Genomic DNA, 22993 nt, shown 5'->3' with positions numbered 1-22993 from the left:
GCGTTCGTACGCTGTTCCCGGAAACAACTCAGCCGGTCGGCCCGGTCTCAGAACCAGGGGAACCAGGGCTTAGTTGTTGGGTCCCCCTTTGGTGTTGGAGGGGGTGGGGATCCCGGGGACGGTGGGAACGGTGGGTGTGTCGTTCCCTTTGGGCGGGTCCGCCGGCTTGGTCATCAGGCCGACCGAGCTGTTCGGGTCGACCTGCGTTCCGGCCTGCGGGTTCGAGTAGGTCACCGTCGAGTTCGGGTCCTGCGGGCCCGACACCACCGTGTACTGCAGGCCGAGGGTCTGGAGCTGCTTGATGGCGTCCTTGAGCAGGACGTTCTGCAGCGGCGGGACCGAGACCTTGTCCGGCGCCTTGTAGACGGTCAGCTGGACCTTGGTGTTGGCCGCGACCTTGCTGTTCGCCGCGGGCGTCTGCGAGGCGACCGTGTTGACCTTGCTCGGGTCGTTGGTCGGCGTGGTCTTCGAGGCGTCGACCTGGAACCCGGCGCCCTCCAGAGCGGACTGCGCGGCCTCCTTCTGCTGGCCGACCACGTTGGGCACGGGGACCTTGGCCTTGCCCTGCGACACCGTCAGCTTGATCGGGGCGGCCGGGTCGGCACCCGCGTTGGCGGGCGGGTCCTGGGTGATCACCTGCTCCAGCGGAGCGTTGTCGTCGTCCTTGTAGTCGGCGGAGACGTTGGTGAACCCGGCGTCGTTCAGGGCCTTGGTCGCCTGCTCCTTGGTCTTGCCGACCACGTTCGGCACGGTGGCCTTGGCCGGGCCGGAGGAGAGCTGCACGGTGATCGTGCCGGCCTCCGTGAGCTGGCCGCCGGCCGCCGGGGTCTGGGTGCAGACCTGGTCCTTCTTCACGTTGGTGTCCGGGCAGGCGAGCTTCTCGCCCTCGGTGACCACCAGCTTGGGACCGGCCTGGGAGGCGAGCGTCTTGGCGTCCGCCAGGCTCCTGCCGACCAGGTTCGGCACCGCGATCTTCGGTGCCTCCTTCGGGTCGTCGGACTTCTTGTTGCTGAACATCGCCTGGGCGACGAAGAAGGTGCCGACCAGGACCAGCACGGCGGCGACCGCCAGCACGATCCAGGAGGTGTTGCTCTTCTTCGGCGGCTCCTCGCCGCGCCGGCCGGCGCGGCCGTACCCGTCGTCGTAGCCGTCGTTGCCGCCGTTGCCCGGGGCCGCGGCGTAGTTCTGGCCGTAGCCGTCGTCGTAGCCGGGCGCGGGGGCGTGCGGGTAGCCGCCCGGGGCGGCCTGCGGCAGCACCGTGGTCGGCCCGCCGGCGGTCTGCTGCGGCAGCATGTTGGTCTGGCCGTACGGGTCGTGCTGCGGGTACCCGTTCTGGTCGTAGCCGTACCCGGCGGCGCCCATGCCGTAGGCGGCGGCCTGCTGGGCGGCGGCCACCGGCAGGCCGTCGAGGAAGCGCTCGATGTCGTCGCGCATCTCGTCGGCGCTCTGGTAGCGGTAGTCGCGGTCCTTGGCGAGCGCCTTGAGCACGATCGCGTCGACCTCGGGGCGGACCTCGGGGTCGAAGACGGACGGCGGCTGCGCCTCCTCCCGCACGTGCTGGTAGGCGACCGCGACCGGGGAGTCGCCCACGAACGGCGGGCGGACGGTCAGCAGCTCGTAGAGCAGGCAGCCGGTGGAGTAGAGGTCGGACCGGGCGTCCACCTGCTCGCCCTTGGCCTGCTCCGGGGAGAGGTACTGGGCGGTGCCGATGACGGCGGAGGTCTGCGTCATCGTCATGCCGGCGTCGCCCATCGCGCGGGCGATGCCGAAGTCCATGACCTTGACGTTGCCCTGCCGGGTCAGCATGACGTTGGCGGGCTTGATGTCGCGGTGCACGATGCCGGCGCGGTGCGAGTACTCCAGGGCCTGGAGGATGCCGATGGTCATCTCCAGCGCGCGCTCCGGCAGCAGCCGGCGCCCGGAGTGCAGCAGCTCGCGCAGCGTGGACCCCTCGACGTACTCCATCACGATGTACGGGATGGAGATGCCGTCGATGTAGTCCTCGCCGGTGTCGTAGACGGCGACGATGGCGGGGTGGTTGAGTGACGCCGCAGACTGTGCCTCACGACGGAAGCGGGCCTGGAACGACGGATCCCGGGCCATGTCGGCCCGGAGCGTCTTCACGGCGACGGAACGGCCGAGCCGGGTGTCATGGGCGAGGTACACCTCGGCCATGCCGCCGCGTCCCAGGACGCCGCCGAGCTCGTACCTGCCGCCTAGGCGACGAGGCTCTTCCATAGTTCCGACCCTCTCCCTCACCCGCCGGTGAGGTTGTGACGTAGGTGTCCCCGCACGCTCCGTGTGACGCTGCCCGGGCCCCGGGTGGTTCTGCGTTCAGGACCGTGCGGCGCCTCGCGGGCGGCAACGGGTACACCCGCTGCTGCGGATACGCTACCGGTCGCACCGTGCCGGACCCGAGTCGACCGCAGGCCGATATCAGACCGGTATCCGGACAGGGGTGCCGATCGTGACATTTCACTCACCCGCGGAACCCCCGGCGCCCGTTCCCCGGACCGCCGGAACCACCCGTCCGTCCGGGGCCCGACGGGCCCCGGAGCTGCCGGGTCACTTCCCGAGCACCGCCTGCATCACCGACTTGGCGATGGGCGCGGCCAGCCGGCCGCCGCTGATGCCGTCACGGTTGTTGGAGCCGTCCTCGACCACCACCGCGACCGCGACCGAGCGGCCGTCGGCCGCCTTGGCGTAGGAGGTGAACCAGGCGAACGGCAGGCCGGCGTTGTCCTCGCCGTGCTGCGCGGTACCGGTCTTGCCGCCGACCGTGAGGCCGGGGATCCGGGCGTTCTTGCCGGTGCCGTTCTCGACCACCGAGACCATCATCTCCTGCAGCTTCGCCGCGGTGCCCGGGCTGATCGGCTGGGAGAACTGCTTCTCGGTGTGCTGGGAGATGGTGGTCAGCGAGGCCGAGCGCTCCTGCTGGACGAGGTAGGGCTGCATCAGCGAGCCGTTGTTGGCGATCGCCGCCGACACCATGGCCATCTGCAGCGGGGTGGCCCGGGTGTCGTGCTGACCGATGGAGTCCAGGGCGGTGCCGTCCGGGGTGGAGTTGGTCGGGAAGACGCTCTTCTCGGAGCGGACCGGGGTGTCGACGGTGCTGTTGAAGCCGAACTTCTCGGCCTGCGCCCGCATCTTGTCCTTGCCCAGGTCGGCGCCGATCTTGCCGTAGACCGTGTTGCAGGACTGGTCCATGCCGGACTTCAGGGTGGCGTTCGCGCACTTCTCGAACTCGGACTCGTTCTTCAGCTCGGTCTTGGTGCCGGGCAGGATGTACGGGTCCGGGGTCTCGGTGGTGTCGTCGATGTTCTGGTAGAGGCCGTTCTCGAACGCCGCCGCCGCGGTGACCAGCTTGAAGGTCGAGCCGGGCGGGTAGGTCTCGCGCAGCGCCCGGTTGAGCATCGGCTTGTTCGGGTCGGCGTTGAGGTCGGTCCAGGCCTTGCTGTCGGCGGCCTCGTTGCCGGCGAAGACCCCGGGGTCGTAGGACGGGGTGGAGACCAGGGCCAGGATCGCGCCGGTGCGCGGGTCGAGCGCGACCACCGCGCCCTTCTTGCTGCCGAGGCCGTCGAACGCGGCCTTCTGCGCCTTGGCGTTGATGGTGGTGACGACGTCGCCGCCCTTCTTCGGCTCCCCGGTCAGCATGTCCAGGGTGTTGCGGAAGAAGAGCCGGTCGTCGCTGCCGGAGAGGATGCCGTCCTCCAGCTGCTCCAGCTGGTTGGCCCCGAAGGCCTGCGAGGAGTAGCCGGTGACGGGCGCGTACATCGGGCCGTCCACCCAGGACCGCTTGTACTTGTAGCGCAGGCCGTTGACGAAGGCGGACTGGGTGACCGGCTGGCCGTCGACGATGATGTTGCCGCGCGGGTGGGCGTACCGGTCGTAGACCTGGCGCTTGTTGTTCTTGTTGGTGGCCCAGGCCTCGGCCTGGACGCCCTGCACCCAGTTGGTGCGCACCATGAGGGCCAGGATCAGGACGAGGCAGAAGATCGAGACCCGGCGGATCGGCTTGTTCACGCGGCTGCTCCCCCCTGGAGCTCGGTGGCTGGCGCGGGTTCCACGCCCGGGCGGCGGGCACTGTCGCTGATCTTCAGGAGGATCGCGACCAGTGCCCAGTTGGCGACCACCGAGGACCCGCCCTGGGCGAGGAACGGCATGGTCATACCGGTCAGCGGGATCAGGCCGGTGACGCCGCCCGCCACCACGAAGACCTGGAGCGCCATCGCCGAGGAGAGGCCGACGGCGAAGAGCTTGCCGAACGGGTCGCGGGCGGCGATCGCGGTGCGCAGGCCGCGCTGGATCAGTAGGGCGTAGAGCATGAAGATCGCCATCATGCCGGTGAGGCCGAGTTCCTCGCCGAAGGAGCCGAGGATGAAGTCGCTCTTCGCGGCGAAGTCGATCAGCCAGGAGCGCCCCTGGCCGAGGCCGGAGCCGGTCACCCCGCCGGAGCCGAGCGCCATCAGCGACTGGCCGATCTGCTCGGTCGCGCCGTCCGGTGGCTTGGGCGCGAAGGCGGCCATCGGGTCGAGCCAGGCGTCGATGCGGGTCTTGACGTGGCTGGTGGTGGAGGCGACCGCGACGGCGCCGCCGACCGACATCAGCAGGCCGAAGATGATCCAGCTGGTGCGCTCGGTGGCGACGTACAGCATCACCACGAAGAGGCCGAAGTACAGGAAGGACGAGCCGAGGTCGTTCTCGAAGACCAGGATCAGCAGGCTGAGCAGCCAGATCACGATGATCGGACCGAGGTCGCGGCCGCGCGGCAGGTAGAGGCCCATGAAGCGGCGGCTGGCCAGGGCCAGGGCGTCCCGCTTGACCATCAGGTAGCCGGCGAAGAAGACGGTCAGGATGATCTTGGCGAACTCGCCGGGCTGGATCGAGAAGGCGCCCATCCGGATCCAGATCTTGGCCCCGAAGTCCTCCTTGCGCGCCGGGAAGAAGGCCGGCGCGGCGAGCAGCACCAGGGCCACCGCCATCGAGATGTAGGTGTAGCGCTGGAGGACGCGGTGGTCCTTCAGGAACACCATCACCACGATGAAGAACGCGACGCCGAGGCCCGACCACATGAGCTGGTTGGGCGCCGCCGCGAAGTTCTTGTGCAGCAGCGGCCCGGCCTTGTCGAGCCGCCAGATCATCACCAGTCCGAGCCCGTTGAGCAGGGTGGCGATGGGCAGCATCAGCGGGTCCGCGTACGGCGCGAACTTCCGCATCAGCAGGTGGGCGACCAGTGCGAGCGCCCCCATGCCGAGGCCGTAGCCGAGCATGCCGGTGGGCAGCTTGTCGTCCATCGCCAGGCCCACGTTGGCGTAGGCCAGGACCGGCAGCACCACCGCGAAGGCCAGCAGCGCCAGCTCGGTGTTGCGCCGGTTCGGCGTGCCCTGCGGCGAGATCGTGGTGTTGCCCCGGCGCCGTGAGGACGCGCGGTCGGCGGGTACACCGCCGGCCGTGTGTCCGTCGGACCGGTTGTTCGCATCACTGCTCAGGTCGAAGGTGCTCATGCTCCCGCCTCGGTCCACTCGGCAGGGGCATTCGCCCGGGCACGCCTCTCGATGGTCTGCTCGCTCACGTGGTGGCCGCTCCCTGCCGGCCGGCGGGCCCGCGCGGGGCGGACCTATGTCGGGTCGCGGCCGTCACGGCTTCGGGCAGGAGTCGGCCCGCTGCCGCTCCTCGTCGCTCAGGCCGGGCAGGTCGCCCTGCGGGGCGGCCGGGGCGGCGGCGCTCTGGCTGGGCGCGACCGCGGAGGGCGTGCCGGCTGCCGGAGCGCTCGGGGTCGGGGTGCTCGGGGTGGGGCTCGCCGTGGGTACGCCCGCCGCGGGCGCCCGGCCGCTCGCGGACGGGCTGGGCGGCGTGGTGGCCGTCACGAACCCGGCCTGCACGGCCGTCCCGCCGGTGAGGCCGGAGAGCGCCGCGGGTACCGCCGGCGGGGCCGCCGGAGCGGTCGGGTTGGCGGCGGCGGCCCGGGCGTCGGCGACCTTGCGGCAGAACGCGGCCTGCTCGCCCAGCTTCTTCACCTTGTCGTCGGCGTCGCCGAGGCTGCTCGCCGAGATGGTGTTGGTGACGTGGGTGAGCTGGTCCTTCGGCAGGTACTTGAGTTCGATCTCCTTGTACGGCGTGTGCACCGAGGAGAGGTTCAGTCCGGCCAGGTTCTGGTTGACGCCCTGGTAGACCGCGACGTGGTCGCCCTCGGTGCCGACGTAGTACTGGCTCTGGGTCCACTGGTAGCCGAAGAAGCCGCCCGCGCCGAGCAGGCCCACGGTGACCAGGCCGATCAGCGAGAACGTCAGCGCGCGGTTCTTCCGCTTCGGCCGCGGCTCCTCGTCGTCGAAGCCCTCGGCGGGGTGCGCGGCCGGCTCGCCGGCGCCGTAGCCCTCCGGGTAGCCCTCGGCCGGGCCGAAGCCGTTCTGGCCGTCGCCCTGGTAGCCGGCGTCGTAGCCCGCGGCCGGGCCGAACGCGCCCTGCGGGCCGCGGCCGAGCCCGGCGGCGCGGCCGGCCGGGGTGTCGCGGATCGACTGGTCGGCGGCGGCCGAGGACGGCGGGGTCTCGGCGACCGCGCCGACCACCACCGGGACGTCGGTGAACTGGCCGCTCATGGTGTCCGTGGCGCCGACGTCGAGGACGTCCGCCACGATGCAGGTGATGTTGTCCGGACCGCCGCCGCGCAGGGCGAGCTGGATCAGCTCCTGCACGGTCTGCTCGGGCGAGTAGTAGCTGCCGAGCGTGTCCTGCAGGGTCTGGTGGCTGACCGGGCCGGAGAGGCCGTCGGAGCAGATCAGGTAGCGGTCGCCGGCCCGCACCTCGCGGATCGACAGGTCCGGCTCGACCTGGCCGCGGCCGTCCAGCGCCCGCATCAGCAGCGACCGCTGCGGGTGGGTCTCGGCCTCCTCGGGCGTGATCCGGCCCTCGTCGACCAGCCGCTGCACCCAGGTGTGGTCCTGGGTGATCTGCACCAGCGACCCGTCGCGCAGCAGGTAGGCGCGGGAGTCGCCGACGTGGACGAGGCCCATCCGCTGGCCGGTCCAGAGCATCGCGGTGAGGGTGCAGCCCATGCCTTCGAGCTGCGGGTCCTCCTCGACCATCTGGCGGAGCCGGTCGTTGGCGCCCTGGACCGCGTCACCGAGCAGGGTCAGCAGATCGGCGCCGGGCACGTCCTCGTCCAGCCGGACGATCGAGCCGAGCACCTCGGAGGAAGCGACCTCGCCGGCCGCCGCGCCGCCCATGCCGTCGGCCACGGCCAGCAGCCGCGGGCCGGCATAGCCGGAGTCCTCGTTCCCCTCCCGGATCAGTCCCTTGTGGGAGCCGGCGGCGAAGCGCAGCACCAGGGTCATGCGACCTGTGCCCCCCTCTGGGTCATGGACGGGATGCTGTCCCTCATGCGCTACTACTTCCGCAGTTCGATGACGGTCCTGCCGATACGGATCGGCATGCCCGGCTGGAGCGGGGTCGGCGCGGTCAGGCGCTGACGGTCCAGATAGGTGCCGTTGGTGGAGCCTAGATCCTCGACCGTCCACTGCCCAGTCTGGTCGGGATAGATCCTGGCATGCCGGGAGGACGCGTAGTCGTCGTCCAGCACGATGGTGGAGTCGTGGGCCCGGCCCAGGGTGATGGTCTGGCCCTGGAGCGCGACGGTGGTCCCGGCCAGTGAGCCCTGGACCACGACGAGCTGGGTCGGTGCGCCGCGACGGCGCCCGCCGCCCTGGGTCTGCGGACCGGCGGAGGGCTGGGCCTGCGCGGGGCGCCCGGGCGCGGGGGCCGCGGCACCGGCCGCGGGTGCGGCGGCGCCCCGGCGGGACGCGCGGGGGTTCACCCTGGTCCCGAACAGGTCGCTGCGGATCACCTGGACCGCGACGATGACGAACAGCCACAGCACGGCCAGGAAGCCCAGCCGCATGACCGTCAGGGTCAGTTCTGACATGGCCGGCCCGCCCGTGAGTGAGCGAAGCGAGCGAACAAATCGGACACTACCCTTCGACCTGTCGGTAGACGATGGTGGTGGAGCCCACGACGATTCGAGAGCCGTCGCGGAGCGTAGCGCGCTGGGTGTGCTGTCCGTCCACCACGATGCCGTTGGTGGACCCCAGGTCGAGCACCATCGAGGGGGTGCCGGGCCGGATCTCGGCGTGCTTCCGGGAGACCCCGGGGTCGTCGATGCGGACGTCGGCCTCCGTGGAGCGGCCGAGCACGCAGACGTTCCCGGTGATCTGGTGCCGGGCACCGTTCACCTCGATCCAGCGGCGCACCGACGTGCCGTGGCCGGCGCCCGGGAACGGGCGCACGTTGCCGCCGCCGGGGGCGGGCGGCCCGGGGGGCTGGGTGGGCGGCGCGGCCGGCGGCGGGGGCGCGCTGTACGGGGCGGCGCCCTGCTGCTGCCACGGTGCGCCGGGGGCCGGGGCGGCCGGCGGCCGCCCGTAGCCGGGCTGGGTGGGCTGCGCGGGCGCCTGCTGCTGCGGCGGTGGCTGCTCCTCGGCCGCGAGGGTGCGGCTGCGCACCCGGTACAGGCCGGTGTCCAGGTCGTCGGCCTTCTCCAGGTTCACCTGGAGCGGGCCCATGAAGCTGTACCGCTGGGCCTCGGCGTACTCGCGGACCATGCCGGACAACTCGGTGCCCAGCTGCCCGGAGTAGGGGCTCAGCCGCTCGTAGTCGTGCGGACTCAGCTCGACGATGAAGTCGTTGGGCACGACGGTGCGCTCGCGGTTCCAGATGCTCGCGTTGTTGTCGCACTCGCGCTGCAGCGCTCCGGCGATCTCCACGGGCTGGACCTCGGATTTGAACACCTTGGCGAAGGTGCCGTTGACGAGACCCTCGAGTCGCTGCTCGAACTTCTTCAGCACTCCCATGGGGCACCCCCTTCCAGGGTTCGTTCGCCTGCCTGCCGACCGGATTCCGGGGAGCCGGTCGCGCCTACTTGCGGTACTTCCGTACTGATCGTATCCACGCCGGGGCCATCCGTACGGTTCCCGGAGCACGTGGTGCCCGGGGGTGGGCTCGGACACACAGGGTGACGCATTCGGGCGGCAGCATGCCAGGGCTACCCGCCGGAAGGGGCCGCCATCCCTCGCTCGCCTGTTCGCCGGGCATCCGTTCGGATGCGCCCGGCCTCCCCGGGGAACGGATTCGGAGGTGGCCCGCAGGTCGTGCTACTGTTTTCCACGTCGGAAGGGGCACCCGCAAGGGGGCCGGATCGAAGAACCGCAAGGGCCACATGGTACCGAGCGGGTCGGCTGATCGGCTGGCAACCACGACAAACACCCATGCGCGGGTGGCGGAATAGGCAGACGCGCTGGATTCAGGTTCCAGTGCCCGAAAGGGCGTGGGGGTTCAACTCCCCCCTCGCGCACAGCGAAGCCCCGCAGATCTTCGGATCTGCGGGGCTTTCTCGTTGTCGGGGCTGCTTCTAGGGCCTCTTCGCCTCCGGAGCGCTCCGACCCGGTGCCGACGGTCGGCGCTCCAAGGCCCCTCGTTCCTCGGGTCCTCCTCGCTTCTCCCTCTCGGCACCGGCGCGCCCCTTCGGCTCAGAGGCCCGGAGCCCCGGAGTCCCCGGCCGGTCAGTTCCGGCTGGCGGGGAGCTCGGCCCGGACCTCGAAGCCGCCGTCCGCGGTGGGGCCGGCGGCGAGCGAGCCGCCGAGCAGCTGGGCGCGCTCGCGCAGGCCGACCAGGCCGTGGCCGCCGCCCGGCAGGGTCTGGGTGGGACGGACCGGCGGGGCCTCGTTGCGGACCTCGACCCGTAGCCTGCGCCCCCGGGCCTTGACCCGCACGTGCACCGCGGCGTCCGGCGCGTACTTGGTGATGTTGGTGAGCGCCTCCTGGACGGTGCGGTAGGCGGCCCGCTCGACCGCCTCCGGCCAGGGGCGGTCGCCGGGCGCCAGTTCGGCGTCGGCGGACAGCCCGCTCTCCTCGATCAGCCGCGGCAGGTCCGCCAGCCGGGGCTGCGGGGCCAGCGGGGTGTCCATCCGCGGGCCGCCGGCCCGCAGCACCCCGACCATCTGCCGCAGCTCCTCCAGGGTGCGGACGGAGAGCTCGCGGATGGTCCGGGCGGTGGTCACCGCGGCCTGGTCGGGGGTGGAGACCTGGAGCGCGCCCGCCTGGATGCTGATCAGGCTGACCTGGTGCGAGACGACGTCGTGCATCTCCCGGGCGAGCCGCCCGCGCTCGTCGCTCAGCACCCGTTCGGCGAGCAGCCGGCTCTCCCGCTCCTGGCCCCGGGTCAGCTCGTCCAGCCGGGCGGCCAGCTCGCGCCTGGTGCGGGAGAGCAGGCCGGTGGCGGCCGGGCCGGCGGCCAGCATCACCGACTGGATCGCGTACAGCGCGGTGTCCCGGCTCAGCTCGAAGGTCTGCTCGTAGACCGGCCAGTGGAAGAACTCGACGAGGGCGAACAGGGAGGCGCAGGGCACCACCACCCGGGGGCTGGGGCGCTCGGCCGCCACCGTGTAGACGGCCGTTATCGGGGCGAGCCAGATGTCGTCGAGGTAGCTGCCGGGCATGACCAGCAGCAGGACGGTGACCGGGAAGCGCCGCCGCCAGAGCAGTGCGACGGCGGCCAGCACCGAGAGCAGGGTCTGCCACAGGGGCGCTCCCCGGGCCACCAGGGCGGCGTCGACGAGGGAGTAGAGCGCCGGCAGCAGGAGCATCAGCCAGGGCGCGGTGAAGCGGGCCGGGAGCCGTCTGCCGGGGGAGGGGTCGCTCATGCCCCGTCGCTCGGCTTGGGCCGGACCAGGCCCGCCCGGTGGGCGATGACGGCGGCCTGGACCCGGTTGGCGGCGCTGAGCTTGCCGAGGATCGCGCTGATGTGGTCCTTCACCGTGCCGGTGCCGAGGAAGAGCCGGTCGGCGATCTCGGCGTTGGACAGGCCCTCGCCGAGCAGTGCCAGCACGTCCAGCTCGCGGCCGGTGAGGGTGCGGGCCAGGGTCGCCGCCTCGGCGTCCGGGCCGCCGCCGTCGACGTAGCCGCCGATCACCGTGCGGGTCACGGTCGGGGAGAGGATGTTGCCGCCCGCCGCGAGCACCCGGACGGCGTGCACCAGCTGGTCCGGGGCGGTGTCCTTGAGCAGGAAGCCGGACGCGCCGGCCCGCAGCGCGGTGCCGATGTACTCGTCGGTGTCGAAGGTGGTGAGCATCGCCACGGCCGGCGGGTCGGGCAGCGCCCGCAGCCGGCGGAGCACCGAGATGCCGTCCAGGTCGGGCATCCGGATGTCGAGCAGCACCACGTGCGGGCGCAGCCGGTGGACGTACTCCTCGGCCTGTCCGCCGGAGCAGTCGCCGACCACCTCCAGGTCGGGGGCGGAGCCGACGATCAGGCCCAGGCCGGACCTGACCAGGATCTCGTCGTCCACGATCAGCACGCGGGTGGTGGTGATGGTCCCTCCTCGGTTCGGCGGACGGGGCCGGGCCGGTCCGCATGACTGGATTCGAGGGTAGGGCCTGGGGAGCCGGGACCGGCGGTTCGGCCTGGTCGCGGCACCCCCGCCGTTCGGCGGGGGTGTGAATCGCCTACCTGGTTCACGCGATTCTCACCCGCGGTGGGGAACCATTGAGTTGGCTGCCGCTCCATCGGTCTGCCGGCCCAGGCGGGCGGCCGGTGAGTCCGTCGGGCCTGTGCGGGTGCCCGGCGTCGGGCCGTGTGCGGATGCGCCCCACCATCTGATCGTTTGGAATTGAGCTGTGTCGTCCACTCTGAAGCCGGAGCCGTCCACGTCCTCCTCCGGGTCCCGGCCGGGCCTGCTGGAGCGCTGGCGCCCGCGGGCCGCCGCGGCGACCGTCTGGTACCTGCGCCTGCTGACCCTGCTGAACCTGGTCACCGTACTGCTGGTGCCGTTCCGGGACCAGGTCGAGACGCACAACGAGGGTGAGTACTTCACCCCGTACCTGATGACGGCCGGCCTGAGCAGCGCGGTGCTGTCGGCCTTCCTGGCGATCGCGATGCGGCGCCGCAAGCGGGCCGCGTGGATCTTCAACACCGCGCTCGCCGGACTGTTCGCGCTGCTCTACCTGATCGCCATGGCACTGCCCGGCGAGGGGTTCAACGAGCACCCGCTGAACTACGTCTCCACCGTGCTTACCTGCCTGTTCGTGCTGGCGCTGCTGGTCGGCCGGAAGGAGTTCACCTCCAAGGGCGACCGCTCCAACCCGAAGACGGCGGCGGCCACCTTCGTGGCCGGCCTGGGCTTCGGCGGGGTGGTCGGCGCGGCGCTGGTCGCGATGACCAACGACCTCGACGGCGCCGGCTTCTGGGACATGTTCCGCTACTCGGTCGGCCGGATGGTCACCGTCACGCCGTCCGAGCACCTGCGCTCCGTGATCGACGCCCCGACCTGGGTGAACGCGGTCATCAACGCGATGGGCGCGCTGCTCTTCCTGCTGGTGCTCTACGTCGCCTTCCGCAGCCCCCGGAACAAGGAGCTGCTGACCGCCGAGGACGAGGAGCGGCTGCGGGGCCTGCTGGACCGGCAGGGCGACCGGGACTCGCTGGGCTACTTCGCGCTGCGCCGCGACAAGGCGGTGGTGTTCTCGCCGAGCGGCAAGGCGGCGGTCACCTACCGGGTGGTCGGCGGGGTCTCGCTGGCCTCCGGCGACCCGATCGGCGACCCCGAGGCCTGGCCGGGGGCGATCGACGCCTGGCTGTCCGAGGCCCGCGAGCACGCCTGGGCACCCGCCGTGATGGGCGCCTCCGAGGAGGCCGGGGTGATCTACGCCCGGCACGGGCTGGACGCGCTGGAGCTGGGCGACGAGGCGATCGTCGAGCTCGACGAGTTCTCGCTGGACGGCCGTGCGATGCGGGTGGTGCGGCAGGCGTACAACCGGGTCAAGCGGGCCGGGTACACCGTCCGGATCCGTCGGCACGAGGAGATCCCCGAGTCGGAGATGGCCGAGCTGGTCGCCAAGGCCGACCAGTGGCGGGACGGTGCGACGGAGCGCGGCTTCTCGATGGCGCTGGGCCGGCTGGGGGATCCGGGCGACGGCCGCTGCGTGATGCTGGAGTGCCACGACGGCGACGGTGAGCTGAAGGCGCTGCTGAGCTTCGTGCCGTGGGGTGCGGACGGGCTCTCGCTGGACCTGATGCGCCGGGCCCGGGACACCGAGAACGGCCTGATGGAGTTCATGGTGATCGAACTCCTGCAGCGCGCCCGCGAGGTGAATCTGGCCCGGGTCTCGCTGAACTTCGCGATGTTCCGTTCCGTTTTCGAGCGGGGTTCGAAGCTCGGCGCCGGGCCGGTGCTGCGGCTCTGGCGCTCCGTTCTGGGCTTCTTCTCGCGCTGGTGGCAGATCGAATCCCTGTACCGGGCCAACGCCAAGTACCGGCCGATCTGGGAGCCGCGTTATCTGCTGTTCGAGAAGAGCAGCGAGATTCCGCGGATCGGCATCGCCAGCGCCCGGGCCGAGGGCTTCATCACCGCACCGAGTCTGCCCGCCCTGTTCCGTCGCCGGCACGTGGGGACCGCCGTCGCGGAGCCCAGGGTCCCGGTGGCGGCGCGGGACGGGAAGGGGTAGTCCCTCCGCCGGGGGGCGGAGGGAACCGGGCGTCCGGATGGGGGGATTTCGGGGTGAGCTCTCCCCCCTGAGGATGACCTCGATCCACATCTATGCCGATGTGGATTCCCGGACCGGCTTCTAATGTTGGGGTAGCCGGGAAAGCGTTCGCGGCTACGGGGATTTGGAGAGACGGCTGTGAATCAGAGGACCCACGCGGGGGGCGTGCGAAAGGGGCCGGTGGCAATTGCCAGAGAGGCCGCTGTCGCCGAGTGGGGAACACTGTTCCGGATTGTCCGGGAGCGGGTGGCGCGGAAGAAGTTCGCAGCCGTCCCGCTGGCCACCGCGGCGACCTGCCTGATCCTGATGTTCAGCGTCGTCCAGCACCTCCCGGGAGGCGAGCGGTTCGTCACCCAGATCGGGGTGGTGAAGGCCGCGCTGCCGCTGGAGGTCTCGCTGCTGCGCACGCCGCTGTCGCTGTACGTGCCGGCCCTGGACCTGCCGGTGTGGGGGGCGCTGGCGCAGGTCTTCGTGGTCTTCGGCATCGCCGAGATCGTGCTCGGCCGGCGGCTGACCCTGGTGGTGGCCTACACCTGCACCCTGGCCGGGACGCTGTTCGCCCGGGTCGGGGTGGCGATCGGGCCGGACCACGTCTTCGGCTTCCCGAAGTGGGTCGCGCACGTGCGGGACACCGGTCCGTCGGCGGCCGTGGTGGCGCTGGCGATCTGCATCGCGTTCCGCAGCCGGGCCTGGTTCACCGCCGGTCTGGTGGTGGCGCTGATGGTCGGCGAGGCGGTCGTCCTGCCGAACCTGGCGGGCCTGGAGCACGTGGTCGCGGTGATCGCGGCGCTGCTCATCGCCGTCTCGGTGGAGGTCTTCGGGGACTTCTGGCCGCGGGTGCTGGCCGGGGTCGGGGCGGCGGCCGCGGTGGCCGCGGCCGCCTCGATCGAGGTCGCCACGGAGGCCCGGCGCCGGACGCCGGTCCGGGCCGTGCCGTAGACCCGCCGGCCCGGGGGCGGGCGGGCCTCAGCGGGGCGGCGGCAGGGGGAGTTCGAACCAGACGACCTTGCCGACCGCCTTGCGGGCGGTGCCCCAGCGTTCGGCGAGTTTGGTCACCAGGGTCAGCCCGCGGCCGGTCTCGCCGAGCTGTTCGGCGGGCTCCAGCGAGGGCAGGTTGTGGTTGTCGTCGCTGACCTCGACCAGCAGCTTGTCCACCCGGATCAGCTGGAGCTGGACGCGGTCCCGGGCGACCCGGACGGCGTTGGTCACCAGCTCGCTGACCAGCAGTTCGGTGGTGTCGCTGAGCGCTTCCAGGTGCCAGCCGGCCAGCTGCTCGCGGACCAGCGCACGGGCCCGGCGGACCTCGCGCTGGTCGACGGTGAGGTCCCAGGTGGCGACCTCGGTCGGGGCGACCCCGTCGAAGCGGGCCACCAGCAGGGCGACGTCGTCCTTCCGGTCGTCCGAGTGCAGCCGGTCCAGCACCACGTCGCAGGCCTGCTCGGGGCTCTGCCGGGGGTCGATCAGGTTGCCGCAGAGCGCGGCCAGTCCGGCCCCTATGTCGCCGCCCCGGACCTCGACCAGCCCGTCGGTGCAGAGCACCAGCATGGAGCCGTCCGAGACGTCGATGGTCTTGGCGACGAAGGGCACGCCGCCGACCCCGATCGGGGCGCCGGCCGGGATCTCCAGCAGCTCGCCGGTGCCGTCCGGGTGGACCAGGACGGGCGGGACGTGGCCGGCGCTGGCCAGTTCGCAGGTCCGGTTGATCGGGTCGTAGACCGCGTACAGGCAGGTGGCGAGGTGGTCGTCGCCGAGCTTGTGGGCCAGGTTGTCCAGGTGCCGCAGCAACTGGCCGGGCGGCAGGTCGAGGGCGGCCAGGGTCTGCATCGCGGTGCGGAAGCGGCCCATCGCGGCGGCCGAGTGCAGGCCGTGGCCCATCACGTCGCCGACCACCAGGGCGACCCGGCTGCCGGGCAGCTGGATCGCGTCGAACCAGTCGCCGCCGACCTCGGCCCGGGAGTCGCCGGGCAGGTAGCGGTGGGCGATCTGGACGCCGGGGATCTGCGGCGGGCGGGTCGGGATCATCGACCGCTGGAGGGTGGTGGCGACCCGGGACTCGGCCCGGTGCAGCCGGGCGTTGTCGAGCGAGAGCGCGGCCCGGGCGGCCAGCTCCTTGAGGGTGGCGGCGTCCCCCTCGTCGAAGGGGTCGCGGTCGGGCAGCCGGAGCAGCTTGAGGATGCCGAGCACGGTGCCCCGGGCGGAGAGCGGCACCACCAGCATGGAGCGGCCGGAGACCACCGAGGCGAGCCTGGGGCCGCCGAGCGCGGCGGCGTAGTCGACCGCGACGTCGCGGGTGACCACCGGGACCAGGACGGGCTGGTTGAGCTGGAGGGCCATGCCGGGCGGGGTGCGGCGGGGCATCGCGACCAGCGAGCCCTCGGCGAGCACGTGGTCCCACTGGCCGACGGACTCGTTGCAGGCCAGCGCGACCCGGCGGAGCATCGTGTCGTCGTCGGGGCGGGCCGCGGGCAGCTCGGAGTCGGAGATCAGCCCGTCGACCAGGTCGACGCAGGCGAAGTCGGCGACCCGGGGGACCAGTACCTGGCAGAGCTCGTGGGCGGTGAAGCCGAGGTCGAGGGTGGTGCCGACCTTGCCGCCGACCTCGTTGAGCAGGGCCAGCTGCTCGCCGGCGTGGCCGTTGGTGAGGAACGGGCCGAACCGGCCGGCCGGGGCCGCGGGGGCGGACACGGACAGGGGCGCGGGGACCGGTACGGGTGCGGCGGGCTCGTCCGGGTGGAGCCGGCGTCCGTTGGCGGACGACTCGACGGCGGTCTGCTCGACGGCGGTCTGCTCGATGGCGGTGCCTCCTCTCGGCGGTGCCGGGACGGTGGTGCCGGCGGCCGGCACGGCGGTGGTCTGGGCGGCGGTGGTCTGGGCGGCAGCGGCCGTGGCGGCGCCGGCGGCCTCGCGCTGACCGGGCAGCGGGCCGGCCGGGCGGCGGCCGGGGGCGGTCTGCTCGGGCTGCGGCGGCGGGCCGAGCCGGGTGGCGCGCTGCTGTGCGGTCGGGTAGCGCCGGCCGATCCCGGCGGCGGCGTGCGCGGTGCCGGTCGCCGGGTCGGCGGGCCGGACCGGCAGCACGCTGGTCGGGTCCGGCCGCAGGGCGGGCAGGCCGCCCCGGGACAGGGCGTCCAGCAGCTGCCCGCGCCGCTCGGCCGATCCGGGCAGCAGCGCGGTGAACGGTTCGGGGACGGGCCGGCCGGGGGTGGTCAGCGCGGCGGAGAGCCGGTGGAACCCGCCGCGGGCGCCGGGGGCGGCGGCGAACGGCAGCAGGCGCTCGCCGAGCGCCAGCCGGGGGCCCGCCGAGCGCAGCGGGCGGGCGTCGGCGGCCAGGGCCAGCAGTCCGCCGGCGGGCCCGTCGACGGGGTAGGCCCACCAGAGCACGTCGCGCAGCCGCTCCTCGCGGTCGACCACGGGCAGCTGTCCGGCCCAGGCGGCCCCGGCGGCGGTCAGCTCGGCGAGGGTGTCGAAGGCGTCCCGGCGGCGGGACGCGGGGGCACCGGCCCCGGCGGGACCGGGGACGCTGCGGGGTTCGGCGGCGGGCAGCAGGCCGGAGGCGGGGCGGTCGTGGACGACCTCCGCGCGGTGTCCGAACAGCTCTTCGGCGGCCCGGCTCCACTGGGTGACCCGGCCGCTCCGGTCGACCAGCACGAGGGCGAGCCGGACCAGGGCGACCACGCCTGACGGCTGGTCACCCGGTGCGGTGCCGGGCCCCGTTTCGGTGCCCGCCGGACGCGATGTGGAGTTGGGCTCGTCCACCATGGATTCGGTCTGCTCCCGCCTGGCCGCCACGCCTGGAGACGGCCGATTCTCCGGAGGAAGGCATGCTGTGCGGATACCAGCGAAGCACGGACGGGCCGCGAGTCGATAGCGAAACGGGGAGATTCCTCGGTATCAGTTGCGTGTCACGGGGCGTGCGCCGGTTCGCACTCCCCGTCCACCCCGCCGGTACGGCGTGCGCGGGGGGTAGGGTCGCAGGACGGGACCGGGACCACCCAGGACGAGACAGAGGCGAGAAGTGACCGCGCAGAGCCCCGTCCGCTGGACGGATCCGGAGCAGCAGGAGCTGGAGGAGCGGGTCGCCGCCGCCGAACTCGCCTGGCTGACCATGGACGTCGACGTGCAGACCCTGCGCGTCGAGATCGACAACTTCGCGCTGATCCACCACCAGCTGCTCGGCCCGCTGTACGCCCGGCTGGACGAGCTCGACGCCCTGGTCGCCGAGGCCGCGGCCGCCCTCACCGGGCACCCGGAGGACCTCCGGAAGGCCGCCGAGGCGCGTCGGCGGGTGGACGAACTCCCCGACCTGGACGCGCTGTTCGACACCGTCCGGGAGCAGGAGGACGCCCCGCCGCCGCCCGCGGCACCGGCCCGGGTGCGGCCCGGCCGGGACGCCCAGCGGATCTACCGGGAGCTCGTCCGCCGGGCCCACCCGGACCTCACCACCGACCCGGCCGAGCAGGAGCGCCGGGCCGCCTTCCTGGTCCGGGTCAACGAGGCGTACGCGTACGGCGACACCGGTGCGCTGGAGACGCTGGCCGCCGAGTGGTCCACCGCCCCCGAGGCGGCGCCGGCCCTCGACTCCCCCGACCGGCTCGGCTGGCTCCGCCGCCGGCTGGAGTGGCTCACCGGCCGGATCGGCGAGCTCGCCGCCGAGCAGGTCCGGCTGGAGCGGACCGCGATGGGCGAGCTGCTGGCGCTCGCCCCGCAGGACCCGGACCGGCTGCTGGAGGAGCTGGCCGAGCAGCTGCTGGGCAAGGCCGCCGCCCAGCAGGCCGAGCTGGAGCGGCTGCTCGGCGGCCGGCCGCCGGTGGGGGACAATGGCGGAGCCGATCCCGAAGCCCAGGAGAACCAGACGATGTTCGCGCAGATCCCCACCATCGACGCCGCCGCCGTGCCCGCCGACGCCGCCCTGCTGGACGTCCGCGAGCAGGACGAGTGGGACGCCGGGCACGTGGACGGCGCGCAGCACATCCCGATCGGCGAGGTGGTGGCGCGGATCGGCGAGCTGCCGGACGCGAAGCTGTACGTGCTCTGCCGGGTCGGCGGGCGCTCCGCGCAGGTCGTCCAGTACCTGGTGCAGAACGGCCGGGACGCGGTCAACGTCGACGGCGGCATGTACGCCTGGGACGGCGCGGGCCGTCCGATGGTGAGCAGCGGCGGGCAGCAGGCCTTCGTCCTGTAGCGGTCGACCGGGGGCGCCGCCGCTCGCCCCGCCGCCGGCGCCGGACGTGCTCCGCTGATTTTCGGGGGCCCGGACGGATCCCGCCGTTCCGGGGAGTAGGGCAGGATGGGCGCGCGACCGGGCCGGTGACGTGCCGGCCCCACCCTTCCCCGGGGGAGTTCATGGCCGAGAGCGCCGAGAGTGCCGCGAGCGCCGAGAGCGCCGCGAGCACGGATCCGCCGCCCGTCCGCCGGACCTGGTCGGCGCCCGCGCGGACCGTCCTGGGGGTGGCCGCCGTGGTGCTGACGGCCGTCACCGGGCTCTTCCTGGGCGCGGTCTTCCTGCACGTGGCGCCGGCCAACTCGCTCTCCCGCGAGTACCGGGAGCAGGTCGACGGCCTGGTCTACCCGGAGTTCGAGCAGAACTGGAAGCTGTTCGCGCCCAACCCGCTGCAGCAGAACGTCGCGGTGGACGCCCGGGTGCGCACGGCCACGGAGGACGGCGGCGTCCGGACCCACGACTGGGTCGGGCTGACCGCCCGGGACCTCGCCGCGATACGGGGCAACCCGGCACCCAGCCACGCCGACCAGAACCTGCTCCGCCGGGCCTGGGACTTCTACGACGGCTCGCACAGCGCCCAGGACGAGTCGCTCGTCAATCCGCGCGGCCGCCTCGCCGAGGAGTACCTGAAGCGGATCGTGCTGCAGCGGCTCGGCGGGAGCGTGGACGGGCGGCCGGTGTTGGAGGTCGAACTGCGGGTGACCACGACGACCGTCCCGCCGCCGGAGTGGAGCGACGAGGCGGCGCCGCCCGCGCCGAAGGTCCGGGAGCTGCCCTGGTGGCCGGTGGCCGACGGGGACCTCCGGGGGCTCGGGTGAGCGGGGCCACGCCGGCCGAGGCCGGGGAGCGGCTGCTCGACGGGATCCCCCGGCAGCCCGGTACGCCGCCGGGCGCCGCGCCGGAGCCGCGCCGGAGCCGCCCGGCGGACCTCGCCGCCCGGGCGTTCGCGGTGTTCACCGGGCGGGTGCTCGGGCGGTACCAGGCGGCGACGGTGCGGATCGGCTTCGGGCTGGTCTGGCTGGTGTACCTGCTCCGGGAGTGGCCCAACCGGCGGCTGCTGTACGGCGACACCTCGCCCTGGTCGACGGAGCTGGCGGAGCGGCTGCTGGCCGACAACGGGGCGCTGACCGTGCTGCCCTGGTTCGGCGGGCGGCCCTGGTTCGAGCTGGTCTACCACCTGGCGCTGCTGGCCGCGCTGGCGGTCCTGCTCGGCTGGCGGACCAGGGCGGCCACGGTGCTGTTCCTGGTCACCGTGCTCTCGCTGCAGAACCGCAACGTGTTCCTCGGCGACGGCGGTGACAACGTCGTCCACCTGATGGCGGTCTACCTGGTCTTCACCCGGTGCGCGGAGGTCTGGTCGCTGGACGCCCGGCGGACCGGGTCCGGGCGGACCGGGGTACCGCTCTGGACGCTGCTCGGCGCCGTGCTGCTGGTCTGCCAGCTGGGCGGCTTCTCCGGGGAGAGCCTGGCCTGGACGAGCGGGACGTTCCCGTACCTCGGGTGGGGCCCGGTGTTCTGGGCGCTCTGGGCGGTGGCCGGCCTCTGGTGGCTGGCCGGGCGGCTGGCGCCGGACGGCGAGACGCGGGCGGTGCTGGACGCGCTGGCGACCATGGTGCACAACTGCGCGATGCTGGTGATCGCCGCCGAGGTGGTGCTGATCTACGCCACCGCCGGCTGGTACAAGGTGCAGGGCTCGCGCTGGCAGGACGGCACCGCGCTCTACTACCCGCTCCACCTGGACTACTTCACGCCCTGGCCGGGGCTGTCCGGGCTGGTCGGCTCGATGCTGCTGCCGGTCTTCCTGATCACCTACGGGACGGTGCTGCTCCAGGTGGCGTTCCCGTTCACGCTGGTCAGCCGGCGGGTCAAGAACGCCCTGCTGGTGGTGATGATGGCCGAGCACCTGGGGATCGCGGTGCTGCTCGGGCTGCCGGTGTTCTCGCTGGCGATGATCGCGGCGGACGCGGTCTTCCTGCCGACGGCGGCGCTGCGCTGGGTGGGGGAACGGGTGGGCCGGCCGGTCCGCCGGGCCGGCCGGGCGGGCCGGGTCCCTGGCGGGGAGCGGGGCAGCACTCCCCTAAGCTGACCGTTATGTCCTGGTTCGCCGCCCTTCGAGACACCGCGCGGACCGGACTGACCATCGACCGGGCGCTGACCGACCCCAAGCGGGCGCTGCGCGGTGCGGTCGCGGTGGCGGCGGTGCTCTTCCCCACCCTCGCACTGGGCGGGCCGGAGCTGGCCACCTCGGCCGCGATGGGCGCGTTCATCGCCGGGACGGCCACCTTCCAGCGCAGCTTCCGGCCCCGGGCGACGCTCGCCGTCGCCGCCGGGATCGGACTCGGCGTCAGCACCTTCCTCGGCTACCTGGCGGCCGGCGTGACCGGCCTGTTCCCGGTCCTGCTGGCGGTCTGGGCCTTCGGCGCCGGACTGGCCTGGGCGATCGGCCCGACCGCCGGGGTCGTCGCCGCCAACACCGTCTCGGTGATGCTGGTCGTCGTCCAGCTGCCGGTCAGCCCGCTCACCGCGCTCGGGCACGGGCTGGTCTGCGCCCTCGGCGGCGCCGTCCAGGCCCTGGTCATCACCGTCTGGCCGATCGGCAGCTGGACCGTGCAGCGGGAGGCGCTCGCCGACACCTACGCCGAACTCGCCGACTACGCCCGCCGGCTGCGCCAGGACCCGACCGCGCACGTCGACCCGGAGCCGTTCATGACCGCCCGGCACGCCGCCGCGCTGACCCCCTGGCAGGACCGGAACCGGCCGCCCGAGCTGCGGGGCCTGCGCGGCCTCGCCGAACGGATCCGGCCGACCCTGGCCGCGATCGCCGACCCCAAGGTCGGCGCCCCCGAGGAGGGACCGGAACGCGACCGGGCCCGGGAGGTGCTGGCCGCCGCCGCGGAGGCGATGGACGCGCTGGCCCGGGCGATCCGCACCGGCGACCCGCTGCAGCTCCCGCGCTCGGCGCCCGCGCTCACCCTCGCCGCCCGGACCGAGGGCCCCGAGCTGCGCGGCGCCGCCCGGCGCTCCGCCCGCCGGCTGGCCGGGCTGCTCCGCAAGGCCGCCGACGCGCTGGACCGGGGTGCCGAGGACACCATCGACACCCCCGTGGTGCAGGCCGGCGGGGCGCTGCGCAAGCCGCCGCTGTTCCGGATGCTGCCCACCGCGCTGCGCGCCGTCCGGCGGCAGTTCCAGCCGCGCTCGGCGGTGTTCCAGCACGCCGTCCGGCTGACCGGGGTGGTCACCGCCGCCTACCTGCTGGCCCGGCTGGCCGGCTTCGAGCACGGCTACTGGGCGCCGATGACCGCCGCGATGGTGATGCGGCCGGACTTCGCGCAGACCTACAGCCGGGGGGTCGCCCGGCTGGTCGGAACCATGGCCGGGGTCGCCGTCTCCACCCTCGTGGTGCAGCTGGCGAGGCCCGGCGAATGGGTGCTCGCCGCCCTCGCGGTGCTCAGCATCGGCGGCGCCTACCTGACCCTGCGCACCGGCTACGCGGTCATCACGGCCTGCATCTCCTCGTACGTGGTCTTCCTGCTGGGGCTGCAGGCCGGGAACCCGCTGGCGACCGCGTTCGAACGGGTCGGGCTGACCCTGCTCGGCGGGTCGGTCGCGCTGTTCGTCTACGCGCTCTTCCCGACCTGGCAGACCGCCCGGCTCGGCGAACGGCTGGCCGAGTGGCTGGCCGCCGCCGGCCGGTACGCGGCCGAGGTGATCGCGGTCTACGAGCGCCCGGCTGCGCCGCGCGGACGGGCGGTCCGGGCGGCGCTGCTGGACTCCCGGGAGGCGCGCTCCGAGCTGCTCCAGGCGATGCAGCGGGCCGACGCCGAACCGGGCCGGCACGCCTCCGGGCTGCCCGGGGTGAGCCGCCGCCAGCTGGACCGGGCCCGGGCGGCGGTCGGCCACCTCGGGCGGGTCGCGGTACTGCTGGAGGCGCACCTGCCCGCGGACGACGCCGAGCCGGTACCGGGGGCGATCGAGTTCGCCGACGAGCTGCGGCTGGCGACGGCGCTGGCGGCGGGCGCGCTGCTGACCGGGCAGCCGGTGGAGTTCGGTGCCGTCCGGGAGGCGCGGGAGCGGCTGGAGCGGCGGCTCGCGGAGGAGCCGGCCGGGGTGCAGCGGGACGTGCTGCGGACCGGGGCCCGGCTGCTGCTCCAGGCACTGAAGGACCTGGAGCGGGCGCTGCGCGGCGGCGGCACGGCGACCTCGGCCGCACAGCGCGAACCGGAGCCGACGGGCCGGTAGGGCGTGTCCT

General features: G+C 73.3%; 15 protein-coding genes and 1 tRNA gene. 7 read left to right on the top strand and 9 right to left on the bottom strand.

What is annotated here, in order from left to right; all coding sequences use genetic code 11:
• Positions 1–69: 69 nt before the first annotated feature.
• The 6 genes from pknB to AC067J_RS09635 form a co-directional block, all read right to left on the bottom strand.
• Positions 70–2238, bottom strand: a complete 2169-nt coding sequence (pknB, locus tag AC067J_RS09660) for a Stk1 family PASTA domain-containing Ser/Thr kinase (protein WP_478297345.1) — start codon at positions 2236–2238, stop codon at positions 70–72.
• Positions 2239–2565: 327 nt separating this feature from the next.
• Positions 2566–4023, bottom strand: a complete 1458-nt coding sequence (locus tag AC067J_RS09655; protein WP_478297344.1) for a peptidoglycan D,D-transpeptidase FtsI family protein — start codon at positions 4021–4023, stop codon at positions 2566–2568.
• Positions 4020–5504 carry an FtsW/RodA/SpoVE family cell cycle protein gene (locus tag AC067J_RS09650; protein WP_478297343.1) on the bottom strand — a complete coding sequence of 495 codons (1485 nt, stop codon included), beginning with the start codon at positions 5502–5504 and terminating at the stop codon, positions 4020–4022. Before AC067J_RS09650 ends, AC067J_RS09655 begins: the two co-directional genes overlap by 4 nt.
• Before the next feature lie 132 nt (positions 5505–5636).
• Complete coding sequence (locus AC067J_RS09645; protein WP_478297342.1) at positions 5637–7331, bottom strand: PP2C family protein-serine/threonine phosphatase; 1695 nt, start codon at positions 7329–7331, stop codon at positions 5637–5639.
• Between the two features lie 53 nt (positions 7332–7384).
• Complete coding sequence (locus tag AC067J_RS09640) at positions 7385–7918, bottom strand: FHA domain-containing protein FhaB/FipA (RefSeq protein ID WP_478297341.1); 534 nt, start codon at positions 7916–7918, stop codon at positions 7385–7387.
• 46 nt (positions 7919–7964) lie between these two features.
• Positions 7965–8840 (bottom strand): FhaA domain-containing protein, encoded by an 876-nt coding sequence (locus tag AC067J_RS09635; RefSeq protein ID WP_478297340.1) that lies wholly within the window; start codon positions 8838–8840, stop codon positions 7965–7967.
• Positions 8841–9256: 416 nt separating this feature from the next.
• On the opposite strand from AC067J_RS09635, the gene AC067J_RS09630 reads away from it, so the two are divergent.
• Positions 9257–9340 (top strand) — tRNA-Leu (locus AC067J_RS09630).
• A 208-nt stretch (positions 9341–9548) separates the two neighbouring features.
• On the opposite strand, the gene AC067J_RS09625 is transcribed toward AC067J_RS09630, so the two are convergent.
• Both AC067J_RS09625 and AC067J_RS09620 read right to left on the bottom strand, forming a co-directional pair.
• Positions 9549–10688 carry a sensor histidine kinase gene (locus AC067J_RS09625; RefSeq protein ID WP_478297339.1) on the bottom strand — a complete coding sequence of 380 codons (1140 nt, stop codon included), beginning with the start codon at positions 10686–10688 and terminating at the stop codon, positions 9549–9551.
• Positions 10685–11338 (bottom strand): response regulator, encoded by a 654-nt coding sequence (locus AC067J_RS09620; RefSeq protein ID WP_478297383.1) that lies wholly within the window; start codon positions 11336–11338, stop codon positions 10685–10687. The genes AC067J_RS09625 and AC067J_RS09620 overlap by 4 nt, the downstream gene beginning before the upstream one ends.
• Positions 11339–11660: 322 nt before the next feature.
• On the opposite strand from AC067J_RS09620, the gene AC067J_RS09615 reads away from it, so the two are divergent.
• Positions 11661–13487, top strand: a complete 1827-nt coding sequence (locus AC067J_RS09615) for a phosphatidylglycerol lysyltransferase domain-containing protein (RefSeq protein WP_478297338.1) — start codon at positions 11661–11663, stop codon at positions 13485–13487.
• A 219-nt stretch (positions 13488–13706) separates the two neighbouring features.
• Positions 13707–14465: a hypothetical protein gene (locus tag AC067J_RS09610; protein ID WP_478297337.1), complete on the top strand. Its 759-nt coding sequence runs from the start codon at positions 13707–13709 to the stop codon at positions 14463–14465.
• A 27-nt stretch (positions 14466–14492) separates the two neighbouring features.
• On the opposite strand, the gene AC067J_RS09605 is transcribed toward AC067J_RS09610, so the two are convergent.
• The gene (locus AC067J_RS09605) at positions 14493–17282 is read right to left on the bottom strand and encodes a SpoIIE family protein phosphatase (RefSeq protein ID WP_478297336.1); all 2790 of its coding nucleotides are present in this window, start codon (positions 17280–17282) and stop codon (positions 14493–14495) included.
• A gap of 256 nt (positions 17283–17538) precedes the next feature.
• Here AC067J_RS09605 and AC067J_RS09600 point away from each other — a divergent pair, with 256 nt between their 5' ends.
• The 4 genes from AC067J_RS09600 (at position 17539) to AC067J_RS09585 (ending at position 22983) form a co-directional block, all read left to right on the top strand.
• Complete coding sequence (locus AC067J_RS09600) at positions 17539–18705, top strand: rhodanese-like domain-containing protein (protein ID WP_478297335.1); 1167 nt, start codon at positions 17539–17541, stop codon at positions 18703–18705.
• A gap of 161 nt (positions 18706–18866) precedes the next feature.
• The gene (locus AC067J_RS09595) at positions 18867–19562 is read left to right on the top strand and encodes a DUF5819 family protein (RefSeq protein ID WP_478297334.1); all 696 of its coding nucleotides are present in this window, start codon (positions 18867–18869) and stop codon (positions 19560–19562) included.
• Positions 19559–20830 carry an HTTM domain-containing protein gene (locus AC067J_RS09590; RefSeq protein WP_478297333.1) on the top strand — a complete coding sequence of 424 codons (1272 nt, stop codon included), beginning with the start codon at positions 19559–19561 and terminating at the stop codon, positions 20828–20830. Before AC067J_RS09595 ends, AC067J_RS09590 begins: the two co-directional genes overlap by 4 nt.
• Positions 20831–20835: 5 nt before the next feature.
• Complete coding sequence (locus tag AC067J_RS09585) at positions 20836–22983, top strand: FUSC family protein (RefSeq protein WP_478297332.1); 2148 nt, start codon at positions 20836–20838, stop codon at positions 22981–22983.
• Positions 22984–22993 lie beyond the last annotated feature (10 nt).

The sequence above is a fragment of the Kitasatospora sp. NPDC042419 genome (genome assembly GCF_056437345.1).
The sequence above is the reverse complement of the archived record's forward strand: the minus strand, read 5'-3'. Positions and strand labels throughout refer to the sequence as shown.

Coding starts and splice junctions, on each gene's coding strand:
- AC067J_RS09640 (WP_478297341.1), bottom strand. CDS start 7,918: ATGTCAGAACTGACCCTGACGGTCATGCGGCTGGGCTTCCTGGCCGTG.
- AC067J_RS09595 (WP_478297334.1), top strand. CDS start 18,867: ATGGCCGAGAGCGCCGAGAGTGCCGCGAGCGCCGAGAGCGCCGCGAGC.
- AC067J_RS09650 (WP_478297343.1), bottom strand. CDS start 5,504: ATGAGCACCTTCGACCTGAGCAGTGATGCGAACAACCGGTCCGACGGA.
- AC067J_RS09605 (WP_478297336.1), bottom strand. CDS start 17,282: ATGGTGGACGAGCCCAACTCCACATCGCGTCCGGCGGGCACCGAAACG.
- AC067J_RS09585 (WP_478297332.1), top strand. CDS start 20,836: ATGTCCTGGTTCGCCGCCCTTCGAGACACCGCGCGGACCGGACTGACC.
- AC067J_RS09625 (WP_478297339.1), bottom strand. CDS start 10,688: ATGAGCGACCCCTCCCCCGGCAGACGGCTCCCGGCCCGCTTCACCGCG.
- pknB (WP_478297345.1), bottom strand. CDS start 2,238: ATGGAAGAGCCTCGTCGCCTAGGCGGCAGGTACGAGCTCGGCGGCGTC.
- AC067J_RS09645 (WP_478297342.1), bottom strand. CDS start 7,331: ATGACCCTGGTGCTGCGCTTCGCCGCCGGCTCCCACAAGGGACTGATC.
- AC067J_RS09635 (WP_478297340.1), bottom strand. CDS start 8,840: ATGGGAGTGCTGAAGAAGTTCGAGCAGCGACTCGAGGGTCTCGTCAAC.